Source organism: Synechococcus sp. PCC 7336 (assembly GCF_000332275.1).
Lineage (GTDB): Bacteria > Cyanobacteriota > Cyanobacteriia > Thermostichales > PCC-7336 > PCC-7336.
This window is the reverse complement of sequence record NZ_CM001776.1, coordinates 2,076,555-2,089,745: the sequence shown is the minus strand read 5'-3', so window position 1 is coordinate 2,089,745 and position 13,191 is coordinate 2,076,555. Positions and strand designations below refer to the sequence as shown.

At 54.1% G+C, this 13,191-nt stretch carries 13 protein-coding genes; 4 read left to right on the top strand and 9 right to left on the bottom strand.

The window, feature by feature from the left end:
* The first annotated feature begins 74 nt into the window (after positions 1–74).
* Together SYN7336_RS27890 and SYN7336_RS09960 are read left to right on the top strand one after the other, a co-directional pair.
* Positions 75–782, top strand: coding sequence for a YdcF family protein (locus SYN7336_RS27890; protein WP_017325795.1), 708 nt, complete (start codon positions 75–77; stop codon positions 780–782).
* 65 nt (positions 783–847) lie between these two features.
* Positions 848–1,384, top strand: a complete 537-nt coding sequence (locus SYN7336_RS09960; protein WP_017325794.1) for a hypothetical protein — start codon at positions 848–850, stop codon at positions 1,382–1,384.
* On the opposite strand, the gene SYN7336_RS09955 is transcribed toward SYN7336_RS09960, so the two are convergent.
* The 5 genes from SYN7336_RS09955 to SYN7336_RS09935 form a co-directional block, all read right to left on the bottom strand.
* Positions 1,381–2,565 carry an aminotransferase class V-fold PLP-dependent enzyme gene (locus SYN7336_RS09955; RefSeq protein ID WP_017325793.1) on the bottom strand — a complete coding sequence of 395 codons (1,185 nt, stop codon included), beginning with the start codon at positions 2,563–2,565 and terminating at the stop codon, positions 1,381–1,383. The two genes, SYN7336_RS09960 and SYN7336_RS09955, sit on opposite strands and share 4 nt — an antisense overlap.
* A gap of 73 nt (positions 2,566–2,638) precedes the next feature.
* Entirely contained in the window at positions 2,639–3,802 is a 1,164-nt protein-coding gene (locus tag SYN7336_RS09950; protein ID WP_038025876.1) for a response regulator, read from the bottom strand.
* Positions 3,803–4,104: 302 nt separating this feature from the next.
* On the bottom strand, positions 4,105–6,291 hold the full coding sequence (locus SYN7336_RS27885) for a GAF domain-containing protein (RefSeq protein WP_017325791.1): 2,187 nt from the start codon (positions 6,289–6,291) through the stop codon (positions 4,105–4,107).
* A 515-nt stretch (positions 6,292–6,806) separates the two neighbouring features.
* Positions 6,807–7,391 carry an NUDIX hydrolase gene (locus SYN7336_RS09940; protein WP_017325790.1) on the bottom strand — a complete coding sequence of 195 codons (585 nt, stop codon included), beginning with the start codon at positions 7,389–7,391 and terminating at the stop codon, positions 6,807–6,809.
* Positions 7,384–8,307 carry an NAD(P)-dependent oxidoreductase gene (locus SYN7336_RS09935; RefSeq protein WP_017325789.1) on the bottom strand — a complete coding sequence of 308 codons (924 nt, stop codon included), beginning with the start codon at positions 8,305–8,307 and terminating at the stop codon, positions 7,384–7,386. Before SYN7336_RS09935 ends, SYN7336_RS09940 begins: the two co-directional genes overlap by 8 nt.
* A gap of 160 nt (positions 8,308–8,467) precedes the next feature.
* On the opposite strand from SYN7336_RS09935, the gene SYN7336_RS09930 reads away from it, so the two are divergent.
* Together SYN7336_RS09930 and SYN7336_RS09925 are read left to right on the top strand one after the other, a co-directional pair.
* On the top strand, positions 8,468–9,493 hold the full coding sequence (locus SYN7336_RS09930; protein ID WP_156820104.1) for an ABC transporter permease: 1,026 nt from the start codon (positions 8,468–8,470) through the stop codon (positions 9,491–9,493).
* Between the two features lie 290 nt (positions 9,494–9,783).
* The gene (locus SYN7336_RS09925) at positions 9,784–10,245 is read left to right on the top strand and encodes an Lrp/AsnC family transcriptional regulator (RefSeq protein WP_017325787.1); all 462 of its coding nucleotides are present in this window, start codon (positions 9,784–9,786) and stop codon (positions 10,243–10,245) included.
* A gap of 67 nt (positions 10,246–10,312) precedes the next feature.
* Here SYN7336_RS09925 and tatC read toward each other — a convergent pair whose 3' ends face one another.
* The 4 genes from tatC to SYN7336_RS09910 form a co-directional block, all read right to left on the bottom strand.
* A complete protein-coding gene (gene tatC, locus SYN7336_RS09920) occupies positions 10,313–10,999 on the bottom strand; it encodes a twin-arginine translocase subunit TatC (RefSeq protein WP_369791880.1) in 687 nt (228 codons plus the stop codon).
* A 201-nt stretch (positions 11,000–11,200) separates the two neighbouring features.
* Entirely contained in the window at positions 11,201–12,415 is a 1,215-nt protein-coding gene (locus SYN7336_RS09915) for a glycosyltransferase (protein ID WP_017325785.1), read from the bottom strand.
* 345 nt (positions 12,416–12,760) lie between these two features.
* The gene (locus SYN7336_RS25265; RefSeq protein WP_156820102.1) at positions 12,761–12,928 is read right to left on the bottom strand and encodes a hypothetical protein; all 168 of its coding nucleotides are present in this window, start codon (positions 12,926–12,928) and stop codon (positions 12,761–12,763) included.
* A 29-nt stretch (positions 12,929–12,957) separates the two neighbouring features.
* A complete protein-coding gene (locus SYN7336_RS09910; RefSeq protein WP_017325784.1) occupies positions 12,958–13,170 on the bottom strand; it encodes a hypothetical protein in 213 nt (70 codons plus the stop codon).
* Positions 13,171–13,191: the final 21 nt, after the last annotated feature.

Sequence of the window (13,191 nt, the reverse complement as noted above, 5' to 3'; positions counted from 1 at the left end):
GACGCAAGCTGTCGAAACAGGGTTCGAACAGACACAAGCGCTCTAACAGAAGATCGAAACTGAATCCCCCTCTCGTGCAGTACTGGTTCGCCCGACGCCTCCTCTGGCGGCAATGGTTCACCAAACGCCGCATCTCAATTGGGGCGATCGCCGTTCTACTGCTCGTCACTGCATGGGGCGGCCGCATGTGGTGGCGCTACCGACAAGCCCTAGACCTGCAGCCCGATGCGATCGTGGTGCTGGGGGGAGGTGTCCTGCGGGAGATTGCTGCGGCCCAACTCGCCCGAGAAGTCCCAGATGTGCCCATTATTGTCAGTAGCGGCAGTCCTTTAGGCTGTCTGAGATTGATTTTTGAGCAGCAGCGGGGAGTTGACTTCGATCGCGTTCTTGTGGACTTCCGAGCCCGCGTCACCTTAACGAACTTCACAACTCTAGTGCCCTTCCTCAAAGCAGGCGATACCCCTCGCAAGGTTTGGGTTGTGACGGATGCAGGTAATTGGCCCCGGGCGCGAAAGTTGGGCCAGATTGTCTTTGGCAGTCGCGGCATCGCCATTTCCCCCGTTTTGATTGGCGGTCCCGGTAGCTCTCGCGGAGAATCAGCTCGCAAGACTCACCTGCAGGTCATTTTGGCGGGTGCCTGGGTCCTGTTTGGCGATTTCGTTTTGCCTCCGGGATCTCTCAACGACCGGTTTACTGCTCGACAATTAGCATCGACGCAGCAGTTGGATAACTGTACGAATGGATATCCAGAGTTCGTGCCCATGCAGTGGTGGCCTTATTAAGCCATCGAGTGCGGAGGTGCCATGACTTCTCTTTCCAGCATCAATCAATCCACAACCTACAACCGATGACTCGCGATCGCCGTTCTTACCCCCATCTCCTCGCCACCTCCTTCACCACCTGGAAACCCCAGCAAGCCAGCAACACCTCTGACGATCTGCTCGCCCTTGTCGAAACCAGCCCGATCGCCTTTCCCCCCAAGACTCTGCGCCAACTGCCCGTCCAGACAGCACGAGCCGTGCAGGCGATCGCCAGTGCCATTGCCCAACACCAACCCCACACCGTCCTCCTCTGCGGCATGGCAGAACGACGCAAAACCCTCAGCCTCGAACGCTACGCCAAACAAGCCGATATCTGTCTGGAAACCGCGATCGATCTCGATGCCCTCATCCCCCACCTCCCTAACACCCAGATCAGTCACGACGCAGGCAGCTTCGTGTGCAACGCCACCTACTACCAACTTCTCCGCCAGCTCGATCGGCAAGCCGTATCCACCCGAGCTCTTTTCGTCCACGTCCCCATCCTGACGGCGGCCAATCGGGCCGGTCTTTTGAGCGATTTTTGTACCTTGCTGGAATTGCTGTCGCCTGGAGAATCCTCCTAACCTCCTGCCAAAACCTGTTGCAGGCTGTCGCAAAAGCGGTCCACTTCCTCAACTGTGTTGTAGTAATGCACTGACGCCCGCACGAACTCTATTTGCTGGCGGCTTTCCATATCCAACCGTGTGGAAGACAGACTGGAGATCGAGACATTGATGTCTCGCGCATTCAAGGCGGTTGCGATCTGGCTGGCGGAGAGGCGATCGCTATTAAACGCGACAATGCCGGATTGAATGCGGCCCAAATCTCGCACAGCCACGCTGGGAATAGCAGCAAGCTGTAGCCGCAGGCGATCGGCCAACTGGCGGATGCGATCGCGAATTGCCTCTAATCCCCAACTGAGGGTATAGCCAATCGCCACCCCCAAGCCAATCTTGGCTGCGTAGTTGGCTTCCCACGTCTCAAAGCGGCGGGCGTCGGGGCGAATTCTATAGCGATCGCGCTCCACCCATTCAGCCGCGTGCATATCTAAGAAAGGGGGCTCTAGCTGTTCGATCAGCGCTTGGCGCACGTACAGAAATCCCGTGCCGCGAGGTCCGCGCAGGTATTTTCGCCCTGTGGCAGAGAGGAAGTCGCAGCCGATTTCCCGCACGTTGACGGGCATTTGGCCGATGGATTGGCAAGCATCGAGCAGATAGGGAATGCCTGCCGCGCGGGCGACTCGACCGACTGCGGCAGCAGGATTGACTAAGCCGCCATTGCTGGGAACGTGGGTGATGGCGATGAGTTTAACGCGATCGCCGATCGCCCTTTCGAGGGCAGAGACCGACAGTTGACCGGTTTCGTCGTTGGGAATGACCTCGATCGTCGCCCCCGTGCGTTTGGCCACCTGCAAAAAAGCAATGTAGTTGCTGGCATATTCCGAGGCCGCCGTGAGAATGCGATCGCCCGCTTGAAAGTTGAGGGAGTAAAACGCCATATCCCAAGCGCGGGTGGCATTTTCGACGATCGCAAGTTCGCCAGGTTCGCAGCCGAGCAGCTCGGCAGTGGCGGTGTAAACCCTCTCCACCCGTTCGCAGGCAAGGGCAGCCGCCTCGTAGCCCCCCATTTCAGCTTCCAGTTGCAGGTGTGCGATGGTGGCATCGAGAACGGGGGCGGGCATCAGGGCGGCACCCGCATTATTGAAATGTAAAACGCGATCGCAACCGGGGGTTTCGCGGCGGGCACGCTGCCAGTCGAGGGGCACAGATGGGCTCCTGAGGGGGACTGGTTTCAGTGTAGAGAAGCAGTGTAGAGAAAGAGGGGATACAGGTGAGGAGCTAGCCGCCATTGGCAGATATTTGATTCTGGCTCAACGTCTTCTCGATTTTGTCGCGGGAGACGGGCTTGGAAATGAATCCAGTGGCTCCCACTAACTTGGACCTAACGCGATCGACGATGCCATCGCTGCCCGTCACCATGAAAATGGGAGTTTCTTTGAATGCCTCAATTCGCCGCAATTGAGCGCAAATTTCATAGCCGTTCGCCACCGGCATCACCAAGTCGAGAAAGATAATGTCGGGCTTGTACTCCAAAAAAGCGGTCAGTGCTGTGACGGGCACATTGACGGCCAGATATTGATATCCCAATTCCCGCACAATCTGTCCCATGATTTGAGTTGACCGAACCGCATCATCTAGATAAGCGATTTTGAGGCGGCATCGATCGAAGGATGGCTGGGGTAAAAGGCCGTTCGAGTGACTCTTGCCACTTGAGGGCGCAAGGAACCCGTCTGGGGTGGAGACGAGCTCGAGGCTACCCGATCGAATGTGGGTCGAGAGCGATTTTAGTACCGATTCAAGGGGACGATTCGAGCGCAATGCTATGTCCCAAAGGGTTTGCTGGCCGTTCAGCAATGGTTTGAGGCGATTGAATGCCGTCTCAGAAGTGGCTTGAAGGAACTGTTCCGGGTCGCGAATCGTGGGTGCTAGGTTGGGGTGAAAAGTCGCCAGTCCTTTAGCGATCCAAGCTTGCAGTTTTTGTTGGACTAAACTCCACTCGCGCTCGGCATCCATTGAGGCTAAGGGGGCACCCTCGAAATCCTGCAACTGCTCTCGGACGACCGTATAGCGATCGCCAGCGGATTCAAGAGAAGCATTCAAATGCTCCTCCAAGGCGATTTCGAACAAGACTTCCCGAGCACTGCCCTGCAAAATCGCCAACAGTTGTTTCTGGGAGATAATGCCTTGCCGTTCTAGAGGCTCGACGAGTCCATAATTCCATGCCCCCCTGACAGGGGCTGACATCCGATTTAAATCCACATGCTCGGCAAATCGAGTAAACTGCCGCTGCCAGCGCCTGCGCGGGTGCGATCCTCCCGCATCGCCAACCAAACGGCCGCGAAAAAAACGCAGTTTCCAGCACTGCCCATCGGTTCCACCTGCTTCGAGGATGCCCGTAAAATCTGGCCGAGTACAAGTGGTCAGGCTTTGTGTAAAATTCACGCAGTTATTTAATGCAATCATTGAGTATTCCGCGATAGCCATAGAGGAGACAGATGTACGGGCAGAAGGCAACTCTACCCTTAGGTTCTAAAGCCTCTCATTTAAATTGCCCAAATCAGCACCCATCTCTAAAGAGCTACCAGATAAATCCGATCGGGAGCGACAAAGATTTGATGAAATTGAATTCTTCTCGTTCGGCATCTTTACAGTAAATTCATGAAGAGATCTCCATGGCGACAGAATTTACCTTAACATAGCTTAATATAGCTTGAAACACTATTCTCGATGTTCGCGCTCTCCAATCATTGTTGCGGCAGATAGAGCTGAAACGCCGTCCAGCTCTGCTCGCTAGAGACGCTAATGTTGCCGCCGAGCAAATCAACCATACTTTTTACTAAAGACAAGCCTAGGCCAGTCCCTCCGTGCTTTCGAATATCCACCGAATTAAATCGATAGAATTTATCGAAAATATGGGCTAGGGCCTCCGATGGAATAGAGGAAGTGTTACCGACAACAATCGAAATTCCTGCGTTTGGATGCTCTAAAAGCTCAACTACAATACTGCCGCCATCAGCCGTATATTTACAGGCATTATTGAGCAGCTCGTGCAGAATGCGATTGAGGCACAGGCGATCGGTTCGCAAGGTTAAAGGCTTGTCACCCAGTTTGCAAATTAATTGGCGATCGTGTTGTTCGATGCGTTCTTGAAAGGTCTCAATAATGATAGAGAGATAATTGGGCAATTCAATGACTTCGAGTTCGAGCTCGTAGCAGTTGGCTCCAATCCTTTGCAGATTCAGCAAATCGTCGATTAGCTCGCTCTCTTGCCTGCACTCCTGCTTCAGAACATCCAAATAGCGATCGAATTTCTCAGTGTTGCGAGAAATATCTAACATCTGAATGGCAACCCGCATATTCGCCAGCGGCGATCGCAATTCGTGGGAAACCGTGTTAATGAAGTCGTCTTTCAGTTGGCTGAGCTTCTCTAATTCTCGCACCTGCGCCTGCGCCGCTTGGTAGAGCTTGGCCTGTCGAATGGCGATCGCACATTGATTCGCCACCTGCTGTGCCAGAGCGATTTCATTCGCTTCGTAAGTGCGATCGGGCGACCGAAACAACCAGATGTCTCCCATGACTGCGCGATCGTCTGCAATCGGTACGGCCGAGATGGAGGAGAGGGGATGGTTGAAGCGAGGCACGAGCGGACAAAACTGGATGGATTGACCGGCGAGGAGATGCCGGTAGCAATGGGGAAAGTCTGCCATTAACTCGGCCTCTCCTCGAGACGTTGGCAACTTCTCGGTATATTCGTAGGCCACGTAGCAGGAGCCCCGTTCGAGATCGTACAAGGTGGTACTGCAACAATCGGCATTTAAAGCGATCGCCAGTTCTCGCACGGCGGTTTCTAGGATTTGTCGTTCGTCTAAGCTGTCGCGAATGCGATCGCTGATGGTTTTGAGGGTGGCCTCAAACTGCAAGGCCCGCTGCGCTTGTTTGACTTTTAAATCCAAACACTGATTCAGCGCCTGCAGTTCTCGATGCAATCCGGTTTGATACACTGCCACGGTTAAGTGGTCGGCAACCCGTTTGACTGACTGGATCCGATCCGAGCTCCAAGCACGCTCGCGATCGCACTGGAGGAGGCACAGGCAACCGAGATTGCGCCCGTCGAAACGCAATGGCACCAGCAGCATCGATTTCACATTCATATCCGCTGCCGAGCGCCAGATATCGGTCGGAATATTGCTGTCAAATTTCGCGATCGCAAGCGGTTCTCCACTTGCCATCTGTAGGCCATAGTGGCTGCACAGTTGGCAATAGCTGCCCAACAACCGATCCCGCTGCACTGATTCTCGGCTGAGACACATAATCTTTGCCCCGACCTCGTTAAGCTCTAAAAAAGCACAGCGATCGACCTGTAGCGCCTCCTGCAGGCTATCTAAGGTAGATTGCAAGACATTGCCTAAATTCACATTTTTCAGCATGGCCTGCAAGAGACTATTGACAATGCTCTCCTGCTGAGCCCGCTGGTGGACTTGCACAAAGGTTTTTTGGCTCTGGCGACGCTGTTCGAATTCTTGCAAGGCCCGCTGTAGCACAAAGGGCAAGCGGAACAACCGATCTTTCAAAACATAATCAGTCACTCCCGAGCGCAGACATTCCACCGCAATTTCTTCACCCAAGCGGTCTGTCATTAAAATAAAGGGAATCTCTTGGCCCGATCGATCGAGCACTGCCAGTGCTCGAGTGCCCGTCCGTCCCTGAAAACCATATTCAGATAGCACTGCATCGTAGTGATGGCGAGCCAGTAATTGGGAGTAGGCGACTTCGCTATCGGCGGCATCGTATTTAAAATTCAGGCTAGCCTGTTGTAAGGCCGAGAGCGTCAGGTCCAAATCGTCGGAGGCTTCTGCTAATATTAATAGCCGCAAGGGTTGCAGCGAGTCTCGGGACGAGCTTTGGCGTTGTTCGCGCAGTTGAAGATTCATGCAAGGGGGCCATTATTGAATGGTGACATCCCTATCGGCAGCAAAAGAATAGAACGAGTGTCGTAACACAGAGCGAAGACTTGCCGTGCGAGCTATCGTTGCTAATTTCTACAGCCAAGAGGAAAGACCGGCCAGAGTTTTGAACTACTGGTCAGTGGTTTAACAACTTAGCAGCCGTAAATATATAGACCCGATTTAACGACTGCTCGCGAACATGAATGGAAAGCCCAAAAGTTAACCATGCCTTACAAAACTATCACATTAAGTAATATTTCGATAAGTGGCATTACTGAATATAAGCTGAGAGCATCTTAGCAAAAAATCGTGTTGACGATAAAACTATCTAGGAGTTTTCATGGCCATCCCCTTTGCTTGTCACAATAGCTATGGGAATTCACCGCTTATCCTGTATAGACTTTTTACTGGTTCATACCAGAAATTAATACAAGCAGATAAATATTAATCTATTCGATCCTCAATTCAAGCAAAATTTTTTGTTTGAAGTCGCCGATTATCTAAGGGTTTGTCTTTCGCAGTTCGTTCCCTTGCAGCAGCTCTAACGCGCGATGAAAACAGGCGATGGTCTTGGCATCTAGGTCTTGGGAGGCGATCGCCTTCTGCCGCAGCTCCGCCACAGTCAACTCCACCACTTCAATATCCTCATCTTCGTCTCCAGCCGGAGGCTCGAACAGCTTTTCTAAATCCCTGGCCAAGTAAGCAAAAATCGTTTCGTCTGAATAGCCCGGAGCCAAGAAGAATTGGCCCAAGTCGTCCCAGCGACGGGCAGTATGTCCTGTCTCTTCCTCCAGCTCGCGGCGCACCGTGATGTTGGGAGGTTCGTTCGGTTCCAGCGTCCCGGCGGGGAATTCGTAAATATATGCCCCGATCGCAAATCGATATTGGCGAATGAGCAGAAAATTGCCCTCTGCCGTCACCGGCACCGCCACCGCACCGCCGGGATGTTCGATATATTCGCGATCGCCTTCCGTGCCGTTGGGAAAGCGCAGCCGCCGCGAGAAATAGGAAAACTTAAATCCCCGATGGTGCAAGATGTCTCTGAGGGTTTCAGAGGGTTGGGGGGGAATGGGTTTGCTAACCATATTGCTGCAGGAGAGACGCCACGGTCGGATAGCTCGATGGTAAATTAAAGGTCGGCGGATCGACCGCTTTGTGAACGAAATGGCGGTGGGCGAGGCAATAGTCATCCCATTCCGAGAGCTTTGCGCCAAACAAAACTGCGAGGGTTCGGCCCAGGCGAATGGGCAGCGGCAGGCGAAAGTAAATGCGCTTGTGGTAGAAGTGACAGACCTGTTCGATGCAATCATTCACATGCAGTGCTGGCTGACCCAACACCCAATCTCCCTCCCGTACGGACGACTCGAAGAGGTGAACGACGATTTTGGCGATATCTTCCGCATGCATGAAATGAAAGCTGCCATCCGCCTTAAAAAAGCGAATGAGCCCCAACCACCGCATCACATCCTTGAGACCCCCCGCAATATGAGAATGGGGATGGCGCTCGCTCCCGCCAAAGACGAGGGTGGGATAGAGGGTGACGAGGCGATCGCGCAATTTTGCTTCATCGCGCCGCATCAACATCTCGTATTTCGTGCGGATATATTCAGTCCCCGCCCGACCCGCCACTGCTACCGGCTGATTCTGGCGATCGAGCAGGCTGGCTGTCGAAAAATAGAGAATTTTTTGGCAGCGATCGCGATCGAGTAAATCGAACAGGGCCAAAGTTTTCGTCACATTCACCGCTCGCGAGATCGCTTCGCCCCCCCAAGCCGCCACCAAGTGAATTGCCACATCCATCTGCCGCAGCAACTCTGCCTGCTGTTCGATCTGCAACAAATCTCCCTGCACAATCGTGACGCGTTCGGGATCGAGCGCGAGCGCGAGCTTCTGGGGGTTACGTAGGAATAGGTAAAGATGGCAATCGGACCGCTCGGCCAACGCTTCCACAACATAATGGCCGATGCAGCCACTGGCCCCCGTAATAAAGACGTTTTGCAAAGACTGTTGCTATCCTCCAACTCACGCATATTGTACCGGTCGAGCTGACACTCAGGCGATCGCCCCTGACACTCGAATGCTCCGTAAAAGTGTGGCACAGTTGGAGCAATACCCGCTCGGGCAAGGCGGGTTCCCTGCAAAGCCAACTCCTCAACCAACTATGCAAAACTCCCCCTCCACTGAGGCTCCCCCCTCTTTACGATTCCCTCAACTGGGTGTCCTTGCGTTCGCGCTCAATCGCCTGTTGCAAGCCATCCCCATCATGCTGGCCATCACGCTGTTGAGCTTTTTGCTCATGCAACTCGCCCCCGGAAATTACCTCGACCAGTTACGCCTCGATCCCACGATTGAGGAAGCTTTCATCGCAGCCGAAACCACCCGCTTGGGTCTCGATAAACCTATCCTGGTGCAATATTTTTTGTGGTTGTGGAACCTGCTGCAGGGGGATCTCGGGCGTAGCTTTGCCTTTCGCATCCCCGTTACTCAACTGGTTCTCTCCCGAGCCGGAGCAACGCTGTTACTGGCTGTGGCTTCGGTGCTGGTGACTTGGGCGATCGCCATCCCCCTCGGCATTCTCAGCGCCCTCAAACAAAACACCGGCCTCGATCGCCTTCTCCAACTGCTCAGCTACACCGGCCAGGCCACCCCCAGCTTTGTCTTAGCAATTCTGCTCTTGTTCGCGGCCCAAAACGTTCCCGGACTTCCTGTCGGCGGCATGACCAGCATCGACTTTGCCCAACTCTCTCTCCCCGGCAAAGCCTTCGACCTCCTGCGCCACCTGCTGCTGCCGACCTTTGCCCTCAGCATTGCCAGCTTTGCCGGACTGCAGCGCATCACTCGCGGAGCCTTCTTAGATGTCCTGAGGCAAGACTACATTCAAACCGCCCGTGCCAAAGGCTTGTCAGAATCTCGTGTCATTGCCGTTCACGCCCTGCGCAACGCCATCAATCCCCTGATTACCATCCTCGGTTTCGAGTTTGCCTCATTGCTGAGCGGCTCGTTCATCGCCGAATTTTTCTTTAACTGGCCCGGTTTGGGTCGCCTTTTACTAGATGCCGTGCGCAGTTTCGATATCAATGTGGTGATGGCCGGATTGCTTTTAGGTTCTTTCATGCTGATTTTAGGCAATCTCTTGGCTGACTTAGCCCTTCAATTGGTCGACCCGCGCATCCGACTTTCAAACTAAAATTCAACCCTTAGAACACCTTAGATTATTAAGCTGAATAAATATTAACCCTATAGATGCTTATATTTGTTGCTAAAGATATTATGCCCGGGCAATAATCGATTGTGTGGTCAAGCACATTGACTGGGTTGGTTTTATCCGAACCATAAGTGCCCCCATGGTAGGTGTGCCGCCTCCAAAGTCTGAGTGTGTTCTTCAGGACTGGGCGATCGGCAGACCGTTAAGGGTGAGGCAACTGCCTGGAAATCTCCAGTGCAGAGGTTGCCTGCGTACAGCGACTGAGGTGCATCTTGAATCTAATTGACGATATTGGTTGGCTCTTACTCTCCGATCTGCAGGAGAATGCTCGACTGCCATTTGCCGAACTGGGACGACGGGTGGGACTCTCTCTACCCGCAGTGGCGGAGAGGGTGCGACGCATGGAAGACAGCGGCATTATTCTCGGCTACCGAGCCGAGCTCGACTTCGACAAGATCGGTCTGCCCATATTAGTGTTTATTCAATTGCAGACAGAAGCTAAACATTACCCCCGCCTGGAACGCTTGGTCGCCAGCATGCCGGAAGTGTTGGAATGCCATCACGTAACGGGGGTACATTCATTCATGATCAAAGCTGCGGTCAATTCTAAAGGTCATTTGGCAGCGGCGATCGCCAAGTTAAGCCCTTTTGGTCCCACCACGACATCCCTCATTCTTGCAACCCCTGTCAGGCACCAGGTCGTGGAAAAACCTCGCGATGAAGCGTCTCAGTAACTCAGTCAAACTACTCGGCCCAAAACCCACTCGCAGGGCGAGCAGAGCTCTGCGAAATTTGCCCATTCTATTTGCCCATCAGTTTAACCAAGACAATGCCGAGAAAATAAAGCAACGTCACGGCACCTGCTAGCAAACTTTGGGTGAGCGGATCGGTAGAGGGAGTCAGGATAGCTCCTGCCACAACGGCACCGAAGATGACGTAGCGCCAAGCTCCGAACATTTGGCCGGAGTTGACGAGACCAGCCGCCCCTAGAATCCCCTGCAGGATGGGGACTTGGAAAGCTAAGCCGGTGCTGAAGAGCAGGAGTAGAACAAATTCGAAATAGCGATCGATCGACCAGGCCTGCTCGACGATGCCTTCACCGTAGTGAATGAAAAAGTTGAGGGCTGCGGGAATCAGGAGTTGGTGGGCAAAGACTAAACCAGCGGCAAACAGCAGGCCGGATCCCAGCACAATCGGCCCGAGGATGCGTCGCTCTCCGACACTCAAACCCGGCAGGACAAAACGGGCGATCTGATAGAGCAAAAAGGGAGTCGCCACCAGCAAGCCCGAATAGGCGGCCACTTTCATGGAGACAAAAAAGTATTCGCCGGGGGCCAATTGTAGGAAGGTCACCCCGCGAGCTGGCATTTCGAGGATCTCGACGATGGGTTTGACGACTGTAAAGCAGGCCACAATGCAGATGACTACGGCAATGACGCTGGCCAATAGGCGGGCGCGCAATTCATCCAGGTGCTGGAACAGGGTCATTTCCACTTCGTCGGGAAAGTCCTCGCTGGGATCGGGTGGCGGTGGCGTGGGCTGGGGTTGCTCCGGCTCGGGCGAGTTCGCTGGTGGTTCCGCAGCAATGGTCATACTAATTTGGGGATTGACGATGAGTATTGGCTAATTTTAACCTGCGTCTTTCCCTCCTTAAAACGCGATCGTTGCCAATCCTCTGCAGGAGCCTCTCTATCCCCCATAGGGCAACAGCAGCCATTCCAGATGCCGGGGTAGTAATGTCGCGAGGTTGTAGTTTTGCAGAATGGTTTCGCGGGCATTGTTGCGAATCTCGGCCATGCGATCGCGGTTGTCCAAAGCCTCTTCAACCCGATCGGCAATCTGTTCGGGCGAGAAAAAGTCCACCAGCAACCCATTGACGTTATCCTGAAGCACCTCCAAGACCGGCGGCGTCCCAGACGCCACTAACAGGCAACCCACTGACATGGCCTCTAGCATCGACCAAGACAGCACAAACGGTCGCGTTAGGTAAATATGGGCGTCTGAGGCTTGCAACACCTTGAGGTAGTCGGAATAGGGCAGGCGATCGGTAAAGTGAGTGCGCTCGGGATCGAGGGGGAATTGTTCTAACATCGCCTGTTTGTAAGTCTTGCCATCCTGCCGTTGCTTGCCGTAGGCCACGCGATCCTCGCCCACAATAACAATGTGGCAATGGGGCCGCCGCTGCAGCAGCAGGTGGACCGTCTCGATAAATTGCGGAAAGCCTCGGTAGGGTTCCATGCCTCGGGCTACGTAGGTGACGATTTCGGCAGCTTCGGACAGGTCGAGACCGATGTCGGGCAACACCAGCTTGGCCTTGGGGTCGGGTTTGAAATAAGCGGTATCGACGCCGTCGTGCATCACCCCTAACTTCCCTTGCAGCTCTAAGGGGAATTGTTGCCGCTGCCACTGGGTGGGGCACAGACCGGCATCGCAGCTCAACAGATCGATCGAGATGGCGGCATTTTTGGTGCGAATGCGAGCCATGTCATTGAGGTCGAGGGGGTCGTCGGGGTCGAAGTCAGCGTCGGTGCCTCGGGCGCGGTAAAACCACTCGAAATAGCAGAGCAATCGTGTTTTGGGCAAGAGGTCTTTGATATAGAGGGTGGGTCCCCAGCCAGAATGACCGTAAACCACATCGGGCACAAATCCTTTTTTCGCCAGATCTTGAATCAATCTGGCAACGGCTTGCCCTTGCAGGACTGCACTTTCCAGATTGCGGGTGTAGTGGTGGGTTTCGGCGCTGACTTCGCGGGAAGGGCGATAGAGAACTTTAGTAACGCCTTTTAGTTGGCCCACCGGTTGGGTGGTGCCGAACACCACTTGGTGTTCGGGGTTTTGGCGCAGGGCCATGGCGAGGTGGCGAAATTGAGCGGGGAAGTTGGGGTGCAAAAAGAGAATGCGCATTCTCAATCGGGCAATATTTTGGGTTCGCTATCAGCATCTCACGAGGGCGATCGCGGTGCTGTTTCTCAAATGATGGCGATCGGGCGAGATTGAGGCGTTGCGGCAGCACTGAAAACCGAGACATTTTCTGATTAATGCCGCTACAGCTCTGGCCCTCACCCCCAGCCCCTCTCCCCTCGCGAAGCGTGGCGTCAGCCGTAAATTTGGGAGAGGGGAGCAAGAGCTTTGTTCCCCTTCCCCCAAATTTGGGGGAAGGGGTTAGGGGATGGGGGCCAGCTAGCGATCGAACTCGGTTTTTCAATAGACTCGGTATGGCATCTGTAGCCCAATTTCAGTTAATTGATATTACTGAAGCTGCCAGCTCACCCATTTCCATTCGGCAGGCGAGAGCACGCTGCTGTCCGAGTCGAATGGGTTGGAGAATTCTTGGGTTCCGCGAGTCAGGGTGAGGGCGGTACCGAATAGCAAAAATCCGACTGTGACTGCGGTGAGGAACGCGAATGAACGACTCATGGGTGGCCTCTGCTGTGAACTTGTCCGCATTATGCAAGGGGGTGGGGGGTGTTCGCGGTGACGGCGATCGTTGCTGGGGTGCGATCGCGATCGCATCGGTCCCAGGAGTCTGTCAGCGCTGGCTTGTCGGAGTTCGGGGATGGGTCATCACTGCTGGTCCTATGGCATAAGCTAAAGGGGTCGAGACCGTCCAGGATCGCGAGTTCTTCTCCCCCCAAGCCTTGCTGAAAGCCCTGCCACACTCAAAATCGTTGCTGTCAATC

Excerpts from the sequence above, each read along its gene's own strand:
- SYN7336_RS09960 (WP_017325794.1), top strand. The coding sequence starts at position 848 with ATGACTCGCGATCGCCGTTCTTACCCCCATCTCCTCGCCACCTCCTTC.
- SYN7336_RS27885 (WP_017325791.1), bottom strand. The coding sequence starts at position 6,291 with ATGAATCTTCAACTGCGCGAACAACGCCAAAGCTCGTCCCGAGACTCG.
- SYN7336_RS09940 (WP_017325790.1), bottom strand. The coding sequence starts at position 7,391 with ATGGTTAGCAAACCCATTCCCCCCCAACCCTCTGAAACCCTCAGAGAC.
- SYN7336_RS09930 (WP_156820104.1), top strand. The coding sequence starts at position 8,468 with ATGCAAAACTCCCCCTCCACTGAGGCTCCCCCCTCTTTACGATTCCCT.
- tatC (WP_369791880.1), bottom strand. The coding sequence starts at position 10,999 with ATGACCCTGTTCCAGCACCTGGATGAATTGCGCGCCCGCCTATTGGCC.
- SYN7336_RS09915 (WP_017325785.1), bottom strand. The coding sequence starts at position 12,415 with ATGCGCATTCTCTTTTTGCACCCCAACTTCCCCGCTCAATTTCGCCAC.
- SYN7336_RS25265 (WP_156820102.1), bottom strand. The coding sequence starts at position 12,928 with ATGAGTCGTTCATTCGCGTTCCTCACCGCAGTCACAGTCGGATTTTTG.